The organism is Pseudomonas sp. C321, from assembly GCF_055407105.1.
The window spans coordinates 448,341-465,261 of sequence record NZ_JBUZRB010000003.1; the positions used below are offsets into that span (position 1 = coordinate 448,341).

General features: G+C 59.1%; 14 protein-coding genes. 13 read left to right on the forward strand and 1 reads right to left on the reverse strand.

Annotated elements, in window-relative coordinates; translation table 11 throughout:
• Positions 1-62: 62 nt before the first annotated feature.
• From dnaE to ispD, 8 genes are all read left to right on the forward strand, one after another.
• A complete protein-coding gene (gene dnaE / locus ACZRJ6_RS11655; RefSeq protein WP_463968226.1) occupies positions 63-3,584 on the forward strand; it encodes a DNA polymerase III subunit alpha in 3,522 nt (1,173 codons plus the stop codon).
• 153 nt (positions 3,585-3,737) lie between these two features.
• Entirely contained in the window at positions 3,738-4,685 is a 948-nt protein-coding gene (locus ACZRJ6_RS11660; RefSeq protein WP_463968227.1) for an acetyl-CoA carboxylase carboxyltransferase subunit alpha, read from the forward strand.
• 111 nt (positions 4,686-4,796) lie between these two features.
• Positions 4,797-6,125, forward strand: a complete 1,329-nt coding sequence (gene tilS / locus ACZRJ6_RS11665) for a tRNA lysidine(34) synthetase TilS (protein WP_463968228.1) — start codon at positions 4,797-4,799, stop codon at positions 6,123-6,125.
• A 273-nt stretch (positions 6,126-6,398) separates the two neighbouring features.
• Positions 6,399-8,030: a CTP synthase gene (locus tag ACZRJ6_RS11670; RefSeq protein WP_463968229.1), complete on the forward strand. Its 1,632-nt coding sequence runs from the start codon at positions 6,399-6,401 to the stop codon at positions 8,028-8,030.
• 5 nt (positions 8,031-8,035) lie between these two features.
• Positions 8,036-8,881 (forward strand): 3-deoxy-8-phosphooctulonate synthase, encoded by an 846-nt coding sequence (kdsA, locus tag ACZRJ6_RS11675; protein WP_133099403.1) that lies wholly within the window; start codon positions 8,036-8,038, stop codon positions 8,879-8,881.
• 157 nt (positions 8,882-9,038) lie between these two features.
• On the forward strand, positions 9,039-10,328 hold the full coding sequence (gene eno / locus ACZRJ6_RS11680; RefSeq protein ID WP_133099402.1) for a phosphopyruvate hydratase: 1,290 nt from the start codon (positions 9,039-9,041) through the stop codon (positions 10,326-10,328).
• Positions 10,329-10,500: 172 nt separating this feature from the next.
• Positions 10,501-10,779, forward strand: coding sequence for a cell division protein FtsB (gene ftsB / locus ACZRJ6_RS11685; protein WP_205477030.1), 279 nt, complete (start codon positions 10,501-10,503; stop codon positions 10,777-10,779).
• Positions 10,776-11,483 (forward strand): 2-C-methyl-D-erythritol 4-phosphate cytidylyltransferase, encoded by a 708-nt coding sequence (gene ispD, locus ACZRJ6_RS11690; protein ID WP_463968230.1) that lies wholly within the window; start codon positions 10,776-10,778, stop codon positions 11,481-11,483. Before ftsB ends, ispD begins: the two co-directional genes overlap by 4 nt.
• Before the next feature lie 30 nt (positions 11,484-11,513).
• Here the strand turns inward: ispD and ACZRJ6_RS11695 are convergent, their stop codons facing one another.
• Complete coding sequence (locus tag ACZRJ6_RS11695; RefSeq protein WP_463968231.1) at positions 11,514-12,410, reverse strand: LysR substrate-binding domain-containing protein; 897 nt, start codon at positions 12,408-12,410, stop codon at positions 11,514-11,516.
• A gap of 108 nt (positions 12,411-12,518) precedes the next feature.
• Between ACZRJ6_RS11695 and ACZRJ6_RS11700 the strand changes: the two genes are divergently transcribed.
• The 5 genes from ACZRJ6_RS11700 (at position 12,519) to surE (ending at position 16,887) form a co-directional block, all read left to right on the forward strand.
• Positions 12,519-13,631: an S-(hydroxymethyl)glutathione dehydrogenase/class III alcohol dehydrogenase gene (locus tag ACZRJ6_RS11700; protein WP_149413012.1), complete on the forward strand. Its 1,113-nt coding sequence runs from the start codon at positions 12,519-12,521 to the stop codon at positions 13,629-13,631.
• A 90-nt stretch (positions 13,632-13,721) separates the two neighbouring features.
• Positions 13,722-14,567, forward strand: a complete 846-nt coding sequence (gene fghA, locus ACZRJ6_RS11705) for an S-formylglutathione hydrolase (RefSeq protein WP_463968232.1) — start codon at positions 13,722-13,724, stop codon at positions 14,565-14,567.
• A gap of 54 nt (positions 14,568-14,621) precedes the next feature.
• A complete protein-coding gene (gene ispF / locus ACZRJ6_RS11710) occupies positions 14,622-15,095 on the forward strand; it encodes a 2-C-methyl-D-erythritol 2,4-cyclodiphosphate synthase (protein ID WP_133099396.1) in 474 nt (157 codons plus the stop codon).
• Positions 15,092-16,150: a tRNA pseudouridine(13) synthase TruD gene (gene truD / locus ACZRJ6_RS11715; RefSeq protein WP_463968233.1), complete on the forward strand. Its 1,059-nt coding sequence runs from the start codon at positions 15,092-15,094 to the stop codon at positions 16,148-16,150. The genes ispF and truD overlap by 4 nt, the downstream gene beginning before the upstream one ends.
• Positions 16,138-16,887, forward strand: a complete 750-nt coding sequence (gene surE, locus ACZRJ6_RS11720; protein WP_149413015.1) for a 5'/3'-nucleotidase SurE — start codon at positions 16,138-16,140, stop codon at positions 16,885-16,887. The genes truD and surE overlap by 13 nt, the downstream gene beginning before the upstream one ends.
• Positions 16,888-16,921: the final 34 nt, after the last annotated feature.

Below are 16,921 nucleotides of genomic sequence, written 5' to 3' on the forward strand. Positions count from 1 at the left end.
GCAGTAGCTTTAAATGCCGGATTTCCGGGCCTTGTTGTTTTCACGTTTTGTACAGGATCACTATGCCGGCTTCATTCGTTCACCTACGCCTGCACACTGAATACTCCCTGGTCGACGGCCTGGTACGGATCAAACCGCTGGTCAAAACCCTGGTGGGCATGAAAATGCCGGCCGTTGCGGTTACTGATCAGAACAACATGTGTTCCCTGGTCAAGTTCTACAAGGCCGCCATGGGTGCCGGCATCAAGCCGATCTGCGGTGCCGACCTGTGGCTGTCCAACAAAGATCCGGATAACCCCCTGAGCCGCATCAGCCTGTTGGCGATGAACGGCGTCGGTTATCGCAACCTTACCGAACTGATTTCCCGTGGCTTTATCGATGGGCAACGCAACGGCTCGATCATCATCGAGCGTGAGTGGGTGGCCGAAGCCAGCGAAGGGCTGATCATGCTCTCGGCAGCCAAAGAGGGTGAGATCGGCATCGCCCTCTTGGGCGGCAATCCTCACGAGGCTGAAGTCCTCGCCCGTGAGTGGATGGAGGTTTTCCCCAATCGCTTCTACCTGGAAATCCAGCGCACCAACCGTCCCAACGATGAAGAGCAGTTGCACGCCGCCGTGGCCCTGGCCGAGAAAATCGGCGCGCCGCTGGTAGCGACCAACGACGTGCGCTTTATCAAGAAGGAAGACTACGAGGCTCACGAAACCCGCGTCTGCATCGGCGAAGGCCGGGCGCTGGACGATCCGCGTCGCTCGAAAAACTACAGCGAAGAGCAATACCTCAAAAGCGCCGATGAAATGGCCGAGCTGTTCAGCGACTTGCCCGAGGCGCTGGAAAACTCCGTCGAGATTGCCAAACGCTGCAATATTGAAGTGAAGCTGGGCAAGCACTTCCTGCCCAACTTCCCGATTCCCGATGGCCTGACCATCGACGAGTATTTTCGCAAGGTTTCTTTCGACGGGCTGGAAGATCGACTGAGCGTTCTGATGCCCAGGGACACCACCGAAGACTACGAGGCCAAGCGCCAGGTCTATGTCGATCGACTGAATTTCGAGCTGGATATCATTATCCAGATGGGATTCCCCGGTTACTTCCTGATCGTAATGGATTTTATCCAGTGGGCCAAAAGCAATGGCGTCCCGGTTGGCCCAGGTCGTGGGTCGGGTGCCGGGTCGCTGGTGGCCTATGTGCAGAAGATCACCGACCTTGACCCGCTGGAATATGACCTGCTGTTCGAGCGGTTCCTGAACCCGGAACGGGTATCGATGCCCGACTTCGACGTCGACTTCTGCATGGACGGTCGCGACCGGGTTATCGAGTACGTGGCTGAGAAGTATGGCCGCAACGCCGTAAGCCAGATCATCACCTTCGGTTCCATGGCGGCGAAAGCGGTAATCCGTGACGTGGCTCGGGTGCAGGGCAAGTCCTACGGCCTGGCTGACCGCCTGTCGAAGATGATCCCTTTTGAAGTCGGCATGACCCTGGAAAAAGCCTACGAGCAGGAAGAAATCCTGCGGGACTTCATCAAGATCGATGAAGAAGCGGCGGAAATCTGGGACATGGCCCGCAAACTCGAAGGTGTGGTGCGTAACGTCGGTAAGCACGCCGGCGGTGTGGTGATCGCGCCGACCAAGTTGACCGACTTTTCGCCGATCTATTGCGATGAAGAAGGCGGCGGCCTGGTCACCCAGTTCGACAAGGATGACGTGGAGGCGGCCGGCCTGGTGAAGTTCGACTTCCTTGGCCTGCGGACCCTGACGATCATCGATTGGGCGCTGAAGACCATCAACCGCGAGCGCGCCAAGATCGACGAGCCGCCGCTGGATATCGCCTTTATCCCGCTGGACGACAAACCGACCTACCAGTTGCTGCAAAAGGCCGAAACCACGGCGGTGTTCCAGCTGGAATCACGTGGCATGAAGGAGCTGATCAAAAAGCTCAAGCCCGACTGCCTGGAAGACTTGATCGCACTGGTGGCCCTGTTCCGTCCGGGCCCGCTGCAATCAGGCATGGTGGATGACTTCATCAACCGTAAGCACGGTCGCGCCGAGCTCGCCTACCCGCACTCCGATTACCAGTACGAAGGCCTCAAGCCAGTATTGGCGCCAACCTACGGCATTATCCTGTATCAGGAACAGGTGATGCAGATTGCCCAGGTCATGGCCGGCTACACACTCGGCGGCGCCGACATGCTGCGTCGTGCCATGGGTAAGAAAAAGCCCGAGGAAATGGCCAAGCAGCGCGGCGGGTTCATTGAAGGTTGCACGGCCAACAACATTGAGGCTGACCTGGCCGGTAACATCTTTGACCTGGTGGAAAAATTCGCCGGTTACGGCTTTAACAAATCCCACTCCGCGGCTTATGGCCTGGTCTCGTACCAGACCGCCTGGCTGAAAACGCACTATCCGGCGCCGTTTATGGCGGCGGTACTGTCTGCCGATATGCACAACACCGACAAGGTCGTGACCTTGATCGAAGAAGTGCGGACCATGAAGCTGCGCCTCGATGCGCCGGACGTGAACACCTCCGAGTTCAAGTTCACGGTAAATGACGAAGGCCGCATCATTTATGGCCTAGGCGCGATCAAGGGTGTGGGCGAAGGCCCGGTGGAGGCGATTACCGAAGCGCGTCAGGATGGGCCGTTCAAGGACCTGTTCGACTTCTGCGCGCGGGTCGACCTCAAGCGGATCAACAAGCGCACCCTTGACGGTTTGATTCGTAGTGGTGCGCTGGATCGTCTCGGTCCTTACTTTCATGACGAGCCGAAGGCTTACCAGGCCAATATCGACCGCAACCGTGCAGTCTTGCTGACCGCAATGGAAGAGGCGATCAAGGCCGCCGAACAAACCGCCCGCACCCACGACAGTGGCCATGCCGACCTGTTTGGCGGCCTGTTCGTCGAAGAAGACGCCGATGTCTACGCCAATCACCGCAAAGCCAAGGACCTGACCCTCAAGGAACGCCTCAAGGGCGAGAAGGACACCCTGGGCCTGTACCTTACTGGTCACCCGATTGACGAGTACGAAGGGGAAATTCGCCGTTTCGCCCGCCAGCGGATCATCGACCTGAAGCCGGCGCGAGATACCCAGACCGTCGCGGGGATGATCATCGCCCTGCGGGTGATGAAGAACAAAAAGGGTGACAAGATGGGCTTTATCACCCTCGACGACCGTTCTGGCCGAATCGAGGCTTCCTTGTTTGCCGACGCATTCCACTCTGCCCAATCGCTGTTGCAGACCGACGCCATGGTGGTGGTGGAAGGGGAGGTCAGCAACGATGACTTCTCCGGTGGCCTGCGCCTGCGGATCAAGCGGGTGATGAGCATGGAAGATGCGCGCACCAACCTTGCCGAAAGCCTGCGCCTGAAAGTGCGGACTGAAGCGCTTAAAGGTGATCAACTACGCTGGTTGGGGGACTTGCTCAAGCGTCATCGTGGTGCATGCCCAGTGACCATGGAGTACACCGGCAGCGATGCAAAGGCCATGCTGCAGTTTGGCGAGACCTGGCGAATCGATCCGGCAGACGGCTTGATTCAAGCATTGCGTGACCAGTTTGGGCGTGACAACGTCTTCCTCCAATACCGTTGACGGTCATGGGGCTTCTTTGCCATGAAGAGCAAGCGCCCTGACCTCGACCCAATATTTAATCTCGACCTAAACGCGCCTCTCCCTTAAGGTAGGGCGCGAATAGATAATCGGCTGGCCAGGCACCCCTTGGCCGTCGACCCAAGACGGACGCTTATGAACCCGAATTTTCTTGATTTCGAACAGCCGATCGCTGACCTGCAAGCCAAGATCGAAGAACTGCGCCTGGTCGGCAATGACAATTCGCTGAACATAGGCGATGAAATTTCCCGCCTGCAAGACAAGAGCAACACGCTCACCGAAGACATCTTCGGCAAGCTGACCAGTTGGCAGATCGCGCGCCTGGCCCGCCACCCGCGCCGTCCGTACACCCTGGACTACATCGAGCACATCTTCACCGAGTTCGATGAGCTGCATGGCGACCGTCACTTCTCCGACGACGCTGCCATTGTTGGCGGTATCGCTCGCCTGGACGACCAGCCAGTGATGGTGATTGGTCACCAGAAAGGCCGTGAAGTGCGCGAGAAGGTTCGCCGCAACTTCGGTATGCCTCGTCCGGAGGGCTACCGCAAGGCCTGCCGCCTGATGGAAATGGCTGAACGCTTCAAAATGCCGATCCTGACCTTTATCGACACCCCAGGTGCCTACCCAGGCATCGACGCCGAAGAACGCAACCAGAGCGAAGCGATTGCCTGGAACCTTCGGGTCATGGCACGACTGAAAACCCCGATCATCGCCACCGTGATCGGTGAAGGTGGTTCCGGCGGTGCACTGGCCATTGGCGTGTGCGATCAACTGAACATGCTGCAATATTCGACCTACGCGGTGATTTCGCCGGAAGGTTGTGCCTCGATCCTGTGGAAAACCGCCGAGAAAGCGCCGGATGCCGCAGAAGCGATGGGTATCACCGCCGAGCGCCTGAAAGGTCTGGGTATCGTTGATAAGGTCATCGCCGAGCCATTGGGTGGCGCCCATCGCGATCCGGCGGCCGTGGCCGCTTCGATCCGTGCCGAACTGAGCGCACAGCTGTCGATGCTCAAGAAGTTCGACAATGACGCACTGCTGGCCCGCCGTTACGAGCGACTGATGAGCTACGGTCTCTGATCGATCACCGATCTGACAGACACTGAAGAGCTAATGTGGGGGCCGGACTTGCCTGGTTCCCACATTTGATCGCTATAAGTTTCGAAGGTGATTCTGCTCGGACGATACTCGATGAAACCTTTCAAGCCGGATCTTCCCGTCAGGCTCCTGCAAGCACTAGCCCCCTGGCGCAATGCCCCGGCCTGGCACATCGCTTTCTCCGGAGGCCTCGACTCCACCGTCCTGCTGCACCTTTTGGCTACGCTGGCCAAGACCGAAAACCTCCCGCCACTCAGTGCTATCCATGTCCATCATGGGCTGCAAGCTGCGGCCGATGCTTGGCCGGCTCATTGCCAGGCCTTGTGTGACACGCTGGGCGTGCCACTGCAGGTCATCCGCGTAAAGGTGCAGCCTGGCGCAAGCCTGGAGCGTGCGGCCCGTGAGGCGCGGTATCAGGCGTTCAGCCAAGTGACCAGGGCAGGGGAGCTGCTGCTCACGGGCCAACACCGCGATGACCAGGCTGAAACCCTGTTGTTTCGATTATTGCGTGGGGCGGGCGTGCGCGGGCTGGCGGCTATGCCTGTGCAGCGTCCATTGGGTGATGGCTACCTGCTGCGGCCGCTGCTAGATACGTCGCGCATCGAATTGGAAGCCTACGCTCATGAGCAGCAGTTAACCTGGGTCGAAGACCCGTCCAACGCCGACCCGAGCTTCTCGCGCAACTACCTGCGCCATCACGTGCTCCCGCTGCTGATCGAGCGCTGGCCTAGGGCCGTCAGCACCATGGCCCGCAGCGCCGAGCATCTGAGCGAGGCCCAGGGTTTACTCGATGAATTGGCGCTGATGGACTTGCAGGCCGCCAGCCAGCCCTCGATGTTCCCCTGGCTGGCATTGCCATCCCTGGCCCTTGAACCGCTTTCCATGCTTTCCGAGGCCCGTCAGCGCAACGCCTTGCGACACTGGCTGACACCGCTGAGCCGTTTGCCCGACAGTGATCACTGGGCTGGCTGGAGTGCGTTGCGTGATGCTGCGGCAGACGCCCAGCCTCTGTGGCGCCTGGCAGACGGCCAGTTACATCGGTCTGGCGGGCGTATCTGGTGGTTGCCTGCCGGCTGGTCGGATTGTTCTGACGCTCCGGCGAGCTGGTCACACCCTGAAAACCCACTACAGTTACCCGGTAATGGTCATCTGTATTTTAGCGGCACTGCGCCCAAAGGCCCACTGCACATACGCTACCGCCAGGGCGGCGAAGTCATGGAGGTGTCAGGGCGAGGTCGCCGCGACCTTAAGCGTTTGCTTAACGAAAGCGGGGTGCCGGGCTTTGTCCGTGGCAGATTGCCGCTGCTGTACCGCGACGAGCAATTATTGGCCCTGCCGAACCTGCCTGGGCTGGCGGCAAGTGCCCGTGGCGACTGGGAATTACATTGGATACCTGCAACACGCGATCAAGGTTTGAGCTGATAGCCCCTTTCCGGTAGACTACGCTCCCTTCTTGATACAACTTCTGTGGATTCGCCTGAATCGCAGCAGTTGCCGATTACCAAGCAGTCTTTGCTGGGCGATTCCAAAAAATGTGTAGCGATCAACGTACCGGTGTTCCACTGCTGGTCTGTCATAACGCGGCGGTTTTTTTGAAAGATGCACTGTGATTAATGCAGGTGATCGGGGGCTTCGGCCTTCCTTCGCTTTCCCCGGCGGCTCGGACCGCTTTAACGCAGACTTCTAGGGTTTTTCATGACGCGCTACATATTCGTCACGGGCGGTGTTGTTTCTTCATTGGGGAAAGGCATTGCCTCCGCTTCATTGGCGGCCATCCTGGAGGCGCGGGGACTTAAGGTCACCATGCTCAAGCTGGACCCGTACATTAACGTTGACCCGGGCACCATGAGCCCGTTCCAGCACGGTGAAGTGTTCGTCACCCACGACGGCGCCGAGACTGACCTGGACCTGGGCCACTACGAGCGGTTCATCCGCACGACCATGACCCAGAACAACAACTTCACCACCGGCCGTGTCTACGAGCACGTGCTGCGCAAGGAGCGCCGTGGCGACTACCTGGGTGCAACCATCCAGGTGATCCCGCACATCACCGACGAAATCAAGCGCCGCATCATCAAGGGCGCCGGCGATGCCGACGTGGCCATGGTCGAGATCGGTGGCACCGTTGGCGACATCGAATCCCAACCGTTCCTCGAAGCCATCCGCCAGTTGCGTTTCGAAGTCGGCGCCAAGCGCGCGATGCTGATGCACCTGACTCTGGTGCCGTACATCGCCACCGCCGGCGAAACCAAAACCAAGCCTACCCAGCACTCGGTCAAGGAACTGCGTTCCATCGGCCTGCAGCCAGATGTGCTGGTGTGCCGCTCCGACCACGCGATCGATATCGCTTCGCGTCGCAAGATCGCCCAGTTCACCAACGTTGAAGAGCGTGCGGTGATTGCCCTGGAAGACGCCGACACCATCTACAAGATCCCGGGCATCCTGCACGCTCAGGGCCTGGATGATTTTGTCGTCGAACGTTTCGGCCTGCAATGTGGCGGCGCCGATCTGTCCGAGTGGGAAGCTGTGGTTGACGCCAAGCTCAACCCTGAGCATGAAGTCACCATCGCCATGGTCGGCAAGTACATGGAACTGCTGGATGCCTACAAGTCGCTGATCGAAGCGATGAGCCATGCGGGCATCAGCAACCGCACCAAGGTCAACCTGCGCTATATCGATTCCGAAGACATCGAGAACCAGGGCACCGCGTTGCTGGAAGGCGTCGATGCCATCCTGGTGCCGGGCGGCTTCGGTCTGCGTGGCGTGGAAGGCAAGATCACTGCCGTTCAATACGCTCGGGAAAACAAGGTGCCTTACCTGGGTATCTGCCTGGGCATGCAAGTGGCGGTCATTGAGTTCGCCCGTAACGTGATGGGCTGGAAAGACGCCAACTCCACCGAGTTTGATCGCGCCAGCGGCCACCCGGTCGTCGGCCTGATCACCGAGTGGGAAGATGCCACCGGCGCTGTTGAGACCCGTACCGAAACCTCCGACCTGGGTGGCACCATGCGCCTTGGCGCGCAGGATTGCCTGCTGGAGTCAGGCTCGCTGGTTCACGATTGCTACGGCAAGGACGTGATCGTCGAGCGTCACCGTCATCGTTATGAAGTGAACAACAAGCTGCTGCCACAGATCCTGGAAGCCGGTCTGAAAGTTTCCGGTCGCTCCGGTGATGGCGCGTTGGTTGAAGTGGTCGAAGCGCCAGATCATCCATGGTTCGTCGCTTGCCAGTTCCACCCAGAGTTCACCTCGACACCTCGTGACGGTCACCCGTTGTTCAGCGGCTTCGTCAAAGCTGCACTGACGCAACATCAGAAGAAGGCGTAAACCTGATGGCCCAGAAGATCATTCGCGTAGGCGACATCGAGATTGCCAACGACAAGCCAATGGTGCTGTTCGGCGGCATGAACGTGCTGGAAAGCCGCGATATGGCGATGAAGGTCTGTGAAGAATACGTCAAGGTCACCCAGAAACTGGGTATCCCTTACGTGTTCAAGGCCAGCTTCGACAAGGCCAACCGTTCGTCTGTGACCTCCTATCGCGGCCCGGGCCTTGAAGAAGGCATGCGGATCTTCCAGGACATCAAGCAAGCTTTCGGTGTGCCGATCATCACCGACGTCCACGAGTCTGAACAGGCTGCCGTGGTCGCCGAGGTGTGCGACATCATCCAGTTGCCGGCCTTCCTGTCGCGCCAGACCGACCTCGTGGTCGCGATGGCCAAGACTGGCGCTGTGATCAATATCAAGAAAGCCCAGTTCCTCGCGCCCCAGGAAATGAAACACATCCTGAGCAAGTGCGTGGAAGCGGGTAACGACCAGTTGATCCTCTGCGAGCGCGGTTCCAGCTTCGGCTACAACAACCTCGTGGTGGACATGCTCGGTTTCGGCATCATGAAACAGTTCGAATACCCAGTGTTCTTCGACGTGACCCACGCGCTGCAAATGCCCGGTGGTCGCTCCGATTCCGCTGGCGGGCGTCGTGCCCAGGTATTGGATCTGGCCAAGGCCGGCATCAGCCAGTCCCTGGCTGGTCTGTTCCTGGAAGCCCACCCGGACCCGGACAACGCCAAGTGCGATGGTCCGTGTGCCCTGCGCCTGGACAAACTGGAGCCATTTCTGGCCCAGCTCAAGCAGTTGGACGAACTGGTCAAGAGTTTTCCGACGGTAGAGACCGCGTAAAGCCGATTTCTCCGGTAAAGTATCCCACGCTAAATGCTCAGGCCCTCGGGCCTGAGTCTTGTCGTCTGCAAGTCTGCCCCGTTGTTCCACCCTTGCGGTCGGTCAAAAGATTTCCTTCAGCTGCGTCGTTTTCGTCAACTTTGGAGTGTTTACAACAATGGCAAAAATCGTCGACATCAAAGGTCGTGAAGTTCTCGACTCCCGTGGCAACCCCACCGTCGAAGCCGACGTGCTTCTCGATAACGGCATCATCGGCAGCGCCTGCGCGCCGTCCGGTGCTTCCACCGGTTCCCGTGAAGCACTGGAACTGCGTGATGGCGACAAGAGCCGTTACCTGGGCAAGGGTGTACTCAAGGCTGTAGCCAACATCAACGGTCCTATCCGCGACCTGTTGCTGGGCAAGGACCCGCTGGACCAGAAAGCCCTCGATCACGCGATGATCAAGCTCGACGGTACCGAAAACAAAGGCAGTCTGGGCGCCAACGCGATCCTCGCCGTATCCCTGGCTGCTGCCAAGGCTGCTGCACAGGATCAGGACCTGCCGCTGTACGCGCACATCGCCAACCTCAACGGTACACCGGGCGTCTACTCGATGCCGGTACCGATGATGAATATCATCAACGGTGGCGAGCACGCTGATAACAACGTCGACATCCAGGAATTCATGGTGCAGCCGGTTGGCGCCAAGACCTTCTCCGAAGGCCTGCGTATGGGCACCGAGATTTTTCATCACCTCAAGGCTGTGCTGAAGGCTCGTGGCCTGAGCACTGCTGTTGGTGACGAAGGTGGTTTCGCGCCGAACCTGGCATCCAACGAAGATGCACTGAAAGTGATCTCCGAAGCCGTGGCCAACGCTGGCTACAAGCTGGGCACCGACGTGACCCTGGCCTTGGACTGCGCTGCCAGCGAATTCTACGAAGACGGCAAGTACAACCTGTCCGGCGAAGGCCAGGTGTTCAACTCCGAAGGTTTTGCTGACTACCTCAAAGGCTTGAGCGAACGCTACCCGATCATCTCCATTGAAGATGGCCTGGACGAGTCCGATTGGGACGGCTGGAAAATCCTCACCGACAAGATCGGCGAGAAAATCCAACTGGTGGGCGACGACTTGTTCGTGACCAACACCAAGATCCTGAAAGAAGGCATCGACAAAAAGATCGCCAACTCGATCCTGATCAAGTTCAACCAGATCGGCACCCTGACCGAAACCCTGGAAGCCATCCAGATGGCCAAGGCGGCTGGTTACACTGCCGTGATCTCCCACCGCTCCGGCGAAACTGAGGACTCGACCATTGCCGACCTGGCCGTGGGTACCTCGGCGGGCCAGATCAAGACCGGCTCCCTGTGCCGTTCCGATCGCGTGTCCAAGTACAACCAATTGCTGCGTATCGAAGAGCAGCTGGGCGCCAAAGCCAAGTACAACGGTCGTAGCGAGTTTCGCGGCTGATTGTTAAATGGTAAAAAGTCAGCAGATTGCGTCGGAAAAATCACGACAGCGTGAATTTCGACGCTAATCTCATGGCTATCAAGCACAAGCCTGGTTTTTCCAGGCTTCGTGCTATCAGTTACTTCAAAAGTTTTTGCATGGCTGTCTTTTTTCACTGGATACCCGATATTCGATGCGCAGTCCCAATTGGTTGTTCCTCGTCTTGCTCTTGCTCCTGGCTGGCCTGCAGTACCGCCTATGGGTGGGGAATGGCAGCCTGGCGCAGGTAACCGACCTGACCCAGCAAATTGCCGCACAGCACGCCGAAAACGAGGTGTTGCTGGAGCGCAACCGTGTGCTCGATGCCGAAGTGCTTGAGTTGAAAAAAGGCCTGGAGACCGTAGAAGAACGGGCTCGTCATGAATTGGGCATGGTCAAGGAGGGCGAAACCCTCTACCAGTTGGCCCAATGAACCACTGCTCGCCGGCCTTCTGGGCCGTGATTCCTGCCGCGGGCGTTGGTGCCCGTATGGCCGCGGACCGTCCCAAGCAATACTTGCAACTGGGCGGGCGCACTATTCTCGAACACAGCCTTGGCTGTTTTCTCGACCATCCTGACCTTAAGGGGCTGGTGGTCAGTCTCGCTGTTGATGATCCTTATTGGCCGGCTCTGCCGTGTGCCGGTGATCCGCGCATTGCGCGGGTGGATGGCGGCGAAGAGCGTTCGGGCTCGGTGCTCAACGCGTTGCTGCACTTGCATACCCTGGGTGCCGGTGATGACGATTGGGTGTTGGTGCACGATGCGGCACGGCCGAACTTGAGTCGCTATGACCTGGACAAATTGTTGTCGGAACTGGCGGATGACCCGGTAGGCGGTTTGCTGGCGGTACCTGCTCGCGACACCCTCAAGCGTGTCGATAAGCACGGGCGAGTGGTAGAGACCGTTGATCGCAGCCTGATCTGGCAAGCCTATACGCCGCAGATGTTTCGCCTGGGCGCCTTGCATCGGGCTTTGGCTGACAGCCTGGTGGCTGATGCCGTGATCACCGATGAAGCTTCGGCCATGGAATGGTCCGGCCAGGCGCCGCGCTTGATCGAAGGGCGCTCGGACAATATCAAAGTGACTCGGCCCGAGGACTTGGAGTGGCTGCGACTTCGGTGGTCGAATCGCAGATAAATGTGGCATGGCGTAGTAGATTGCTGCCTTTCAGTCGCTGTACTCCAGCCTTCCAGCCAACCCCTCTTTCAAAAACTCCACCAGCTTGCGCACCTTAGGCGACAAGTGCCGTTGCTGCGGATACAGCGCCCATACCGCCGTATTTGGCGGTTGATGACCCTCAAGCAACGACACCAGTGCGCCGCTGTGCAAATGTTCCAGCACGTAATAGTCCGGCAACTGACACAAGCCCACCCCTTGCAGCGCTGCATCTAAAACCGCCTGCCCACTGTTGCAGCGCCAGTTTCCATGCACTCGCTGGGAAAATTCCCGTCCGTCTTGTGCCAACTGCCAGATATCCGAACTGCCGATCAGACAGTTATGCCGACTCAATTCCGACAAGCTGTGTGGTCGTCCATACCGCTCAAGGTAGGAAGGAGACGCGCAGAGGTACATGCGCCGTGGCGCCAGGCGGCTGGCGACCATCCTTGAGTCTTGCAGGCGTCCAAGGCGAATCGCCAGGTCCAGCCCTTCGTGGACCAGGTCCAGTTGGCGGTTGCTCAGCTCGATATCTACCCGCAGTTGTGGGTAAAGTCCCATGAACTGCGTCACCAGCGGCACGATAAAGCGTTCGCCATAGGCCACGGCGCAGGTCATGCGCAACATGCCTTTGGGTTCGCTGGCCAGGTCGCCCACTGCCCGTAGGGCTTCCTCGCGGCCATCCTGCAGACGTTGGCAATGTTGCAGAAAGGTCTGGCCGGCCTCGGTCAGCGTTACCCGTCGGGTGCTTCGGTACAGCAGGCGGGTTTGCAGGCGTTCTTCCAGGCGCGCCACCTGGCGACTGATATGGGACGAAGACACCCCAAGACGTTCGGCGGCCGCCGTAAATTGGCTGCACTCGGCCACGGCAACGAACTCATCGATGCCTTCCCAGCGGTTTTCCAGCATGGTGATTATCCCTGTGCAGCAATAATGTTTTGCTTTTGCCTGGATTATTAATCAGTCAGCCGTGTTTTACACTGTTGGTCTTGTTTTATAACTCCATGGAGAACCCGGATGATCAAGTCCCGCGCTGCCGTAGCCTTCGAGGCCAAGAAACCCCTTGAGATCGTTGAAGTCGATGTCGCCATGCCCAAGGCGGGTGAAGTGCTGTTGCGCGTGGTCGCCTCCGGTGTTTGCCATACTGATGCTTTCACTTTGTCGGGCGCCGATCCGGAAGGCATCTTCCCGTCGATCCTCGGCCATGAAGGCGGCGCGATAGTCGAAGCCATTGGCGAAGGCGTGACATCGGTGGCGGTGGGCGACCACGTGATCCCGCTGTACACCCCGGAATGTGGCAAGTGCAAATTCTGCCTGTCGGGCAAGACCAACCTGTGCCAGGCGATTCGTGCCACTCAGGGCAAGGGTTTGATGCCGGATGGCACTTCGCGCTTTTCCTATAAGGGTCAGCCGATTTTCCACTACATGGGCACCTCGACTTTCTCTGAGTACACCGTGTTGCCGGAAATCTCCGTGGCCAAGATCCCCAAGGATGCGCCCCTGGAAAAAGTCTGCCTGCTGGGCTGCGGCGTCACTACTGGCATCGGTGCGGTGATCAACACCGCCAAGGTCAAGCCGGGCGATACCGTGGCCATCTTCGGCCTGGGCGGTATTGGTCTTTCGGCGGTCATTGGTGCGGTCAAGGCCAAGGCCGCACGCATCATTGCCATCGACATCAACCCGGCCAAGTTCGAGATTGCCAAGCAGCTGGGTGCCACTGACTGCATCAACCCGAAAGACTATGACCGCCCGATCCAGGACGTGATTGTTGATTTGACCGACGGCGGCGTGGACTTTTCCTTCGAATGCATCGGCAATGTTCAACTGATGCGTGCGGCCCTTGAATGCTGCCACAAAGGCTGGGGCGAGTCGGTGATCATCGGTGTGGCTGGTGCTGGCCAGGAGATATCCACTCGTCCGTTCCAGTTGGTGACCGGTCGCGTCTGGCGCGGTTCGGCGTTCGGTGGCGTGCGCGGTCGCAGCGAGCTGCCAAGCTATGTGGAAATGGCCCAGACCGGTGAAATTCCTTTGGATACCTTCATTACTCACACCATGGGCCTTGAAGATATCAACAAGGCATTCGACCTGATGCATGAAGGCAAAAGCATCCGTACCGTCATTCATTTCTGAAGAGCAGCGGCAAGTTGCAAGCTATAAGCGGCAAGGGGGAGCGACTCTCTTGCAGTTTGAGGCTTGTGACTTGACGCTGGGAGCACTCCCATGACCCTGGAAAATATTTCCTGCCAGAAGAGTTTTGGCGGTTGGCATAAACGTTACAAACACAGCTCCCGCGTACTGGGCTGTGACATGACGTTCGCCGTCTACCTGCCGCCGCAAGCGGAGCAGGGCGGCAAATTGCCGGTGCTGTACTGGCTGTCGGGGCTGACTTGTACCGATGAAAATTTCATGCAAAAGGCGGGTGCAATGCGTGTTGCGGCCGAGTTGGGGCTGATCATCGTTGCGCCGGATACCAGCCCGCGTGGGGCCGGTGTGCCTGGGGATCCGGACGGTGCCTGGGATTTCGGTCTGGGTGCCGGGTTTTATCTGAATGCCACCCAGGAGCCTTGGGCCAAGCACTATCGGATGCATGACTACGTGGTGCAGGAATTGCCGGAACTGGTCGAGGCGCATTTCCCAGCCTCCAGCAATCGCGGCATCAGCGGTCACTCCATGGGTGGTCACGGCGCGCTGGTCTGTGCCTTGCGCAATCCGGGGCGTTATCAATCGGTGTCGGCGTTCTCGCCGATCAACAATCCGATGGATTGCCCGTGGGGCCAGAAGGCGTTCTCCCGCTACCTGGGGGATGAGCGTTCGAAGTGGCGTGAGTGGGATGCCTGTGTGTTGATCAGCGAAGCTACGGAAAAACTGCCGTTGCTGGTGGACCAGGGCGATCGCGATGATTTTCTTGAGGTGCAACTCAAGCCCGAAGCCTTGCAGCAAGCCGCCAGGGCGGCCAACCATCCGCTCAAGCTGCGGCTGCAACCGGGCTATGACCACAGCTACTTCTTTATCGCCAGCTTCATCGAAGACCATTTGCGACATCATGGACGCGCTTTGCTCGGTTAATGTCGGGCAAAAGTAGGTAGAATCACGCCCTGAATTAAATCGGGGCGTTTTTTTATGCGTATTGGCCACGGCTATGATGTGCACCGTTTCGCCGAAGGCGACTTCATCACCCTGGGTGGCGTGCGGATCGCGCACCACCACGGGTTGCTGGCTCATTCCGACGGCGACGTTGTCCTGCACGCCTTGAGCGATGCCTTGCTCGGCGCCGCTGCGCTGGGGGATATCGGCAAGCACTTTCCGGACACCGACCCGCAATTCAAGGGGGCGGACAGCCGTGTGCTGCTGCGCCACGTGGTCGGCCTGATCCATGCCAAGGGCTGGAAGGTCGCCAATGTCGACAACACCATCATTGCCCAGGCGCCGAAAATGGCCCCGCATATCGAATCGATGCGCGCGCTGATTGCCGCGGATCTTCAAGTTGAGTTGGATCAAGTGAACGTAAAAGCCACCACCACCGAAAAACTCGGGTTTGCCGGTCGCGAAGAGGGCATTGCCGTGCACGCCGTTGCCTTGTTGCAACACGCATGAATGATCTACAACTGCTGGGCCCGCGAGCCTATGGCGATGCCCTGGGCAGCGCAGTACTGAAGGCCACGGCGGAAGACTTCCAAGTGGATGAAGTACTGGATATTCCGCTGACCGGCGAAGGTGAACACCTGTGGTTATGGGTAGAGAAACGCGGCCTGAATACCGAAGAGGCGGCGCGGCGCATTGCCAAGGCGGCAGGTGTGCCGTTGCGCACCGTCAGCTATGCAGGCCTCAAGGATCGCCAGGCGCTGACCCGCCAGTGGTTCAGTGTGCAGCTGCCGGGCAAGGCCGATCCGGACCTGACTGCGGCGGAAAACGACACGCTGAAGATCCTGAAGAGCGCCCGCCACAAGCGCAAGCTGCAACGCGGCGCTCATTCGGCCAACGGTTTCACGTTGCGGCTGACCCAGTTCGTCGGCGATGCCGCCGCTATCGATGCGCGCCTGCAACTGATCGTCCAACAAGGTATCCCCAATTATTTCGGTGCCCAGCGTTTCGGCCATAACGGTGGCAACGTGGTGGATGCCCGCGACTGGGCTGCTCGCAAGGCCTTGCCGGAACAGCGCAACGTGCGTTCACGCCTGCTTTCCACGGCCCGTAGTTTTCTGTTCAACAAAGTGCTGGCGGCGCGGGTAGCCGACGGCTCCTGGCAGCGCGCCCAGGTCGGCGACTTGCTGGCGTTCACTGATAGCCGCAGCTTTTTCCCGGCGGGGGAGGCGGAGTGTAGCGATCCGCGCCTGGCCATCCTTGATTTGCATCCCACCGGCCCGCAATGGGGTGAAGGCGACTCGCCGGCTACCGGTGCCACTCATGACTTGGAGCAGGCGGTGGCCGCCAGCGAAGCGGACCTGCGCGATTGGCTGGTCAATGCTGGCATGAGCCAGGAACGTCGCATTCTGCGACTGCCCATTGGCGGGTTGACGTGGCATTATCCCTCGCTGGACATTCTGCAATTGGAATTCGTCCTGCCGGCCGGATGCTTCGCCACTGTTTTGGTGCGCGAGCTTGTTGATCTGGTGCCGGTGGGGCAGACGGACAGCCCATGCGTATTCTGATATCTAACGACGACGGGGTCACGGCACCCGGCCTTGCCGCGCTTCATGCTGCGCTGGCGGACTACGCCGAGTGCGTGGTGGTTGCCCCGGACCAGGACAAGAGTGGTGCCAGCAGCTCGCTGACGCTCGACCGTCCGTTGCACCCGCAAACGTTAGCCAACGGTTTTATCAGTCTGAACGGAACCCCCACCGATTGCGTGCACCTGGCAATTAATAGTTTGCTGGATCGTGAGCCGGACCTCGTGGTTTCCGGGATCAACCTGGGGGCCAACCTCGGCGATGACGTATTGTATTCCGGCACAGTGGCGGCAGCCCTTGAAGGGCGCTTCCTGGGGCGGACCTCGTTTGCCTTCTCGTTGGCATCCCGCCAGTTGGACAACCTGCCCACGGCTGCCTATTTCGCCCGCAAGCTGGTGGAGGCCCATGATTCCCTGGATCTGCCGCCGCGCACGGTGCTTAACGTCAATATTCCCAACCTGCCCCTGGACCATATTCGCGGCATCCAGCTGACCCGCCTGGGCCATCGTGCCCGAGCGGCAGCACCGCTGAAGGTGACCGATCCTCGTGGCAAGGAAGGCTATTGGATTGCTGCAGCGGGTGATGCCGAGGACGGCGGACCGGGCACTGACTTTCATGCGGTGATGCAGGGTTATGTTTCGATTACTCCATTGCAACTCGATCGCACCTTCAGTGATGCCTTCAGTAGTCTCGATGGCTGGCTGGAGGGGTTGCGCTAATGGCTCGTGAACAAGACGACCTGCTGCGCAGGGG

Coding starts and splice junctions, on each gene's coding strand:
- ACZRJ6_RS11670 (WP_463968229.1), top strand. CDS start 6,399: ATGACGCGCTACATATTCGTCACGGGCGGTGTTGTTTCTTCATTGGGG.
- kdsA (WP_133099403.1), top strand. CDS start 8,036: ATGGCCCAGAAGATCATTCGCGTAGGCGACATCGAGATTGCCAACGAC.
- ACZRJ6_RS11695 (WP_463968231.1), bottom strand. CDS start 12,410: ATGCTGGAAAACCGCTGGGAAGGCATCGATGAGTTCGTTGCCGTGGCC.
- ispD (WP_463968230.1), top strand. CDS start 10,776: ATGAACCACTGCTCGCCGGCCTTCTGGGCCGTGATTCCTGCCGCGGGC.
- ACZRJ6_RS11700 (WP_149413012.1), top strand. CDS start 12,519: ATGATCAAGTCCCGCGCTGCCGTAGCCTTCGAGGCCAAGAAACCCCTT.
- truD (WP_463968233.1), top strand. CDS start 15,092: ATGAATGATCTACAACTGCTGGGCCCGCGAGCCTATGGCGATGCCCTG.
- eno (WP_133099402.1), top strand. CDS start 9,039: ATGGCAAAAATCGTCGACATCAAAGGTCGTGAAGTTCTCGACTCCCGT.
- ispF (WP_133099396.1), top strand. CDS start 14,622: ATGCGTATTGGCCACGGCTATGATGTGCACCGTTTCGCCGAAGGCGAC.
- fghA (WP_463968232.1), top strand. CDS start 13,722: ATGACCCTGGAAAATATTTCCTGCCAGAAGAGTTTTGGCGGTTGGCAT.
- dnaE (WP_463968226.1), top strand. CDS start 63: ATGCCGGCTTCATTCGTTCACCTACGCCTGCACACTGAATACTCCCTG.
- ftsB (WP_205477030.1), top strand. CDS start 10,501: ATGCGCAGTCCCAATTGGTTGTTCCTCGTCTTGCTCTTGCTCCTGGCT.
- ACZRJ6_RS11660 (WP_463968227.1), top strand. CDS start 3,738: ATGAACCCGAATTTTCTTGATTTCGAACAGCCGATCGCTGACCTGCAA.
- surE (WP_149413015.1), top strand. CDS start 16,138: ATGCGTATTCTGATATCTAACGACGACGGGGTCACGGCACCCGGCCTT.
- tilS (WP_463968228.1), top strand. CDS start 4,797: ATGAAACCTTTCAAGCCGGATCTTCCCGTCAGGCTCCTGCAAGCACTA.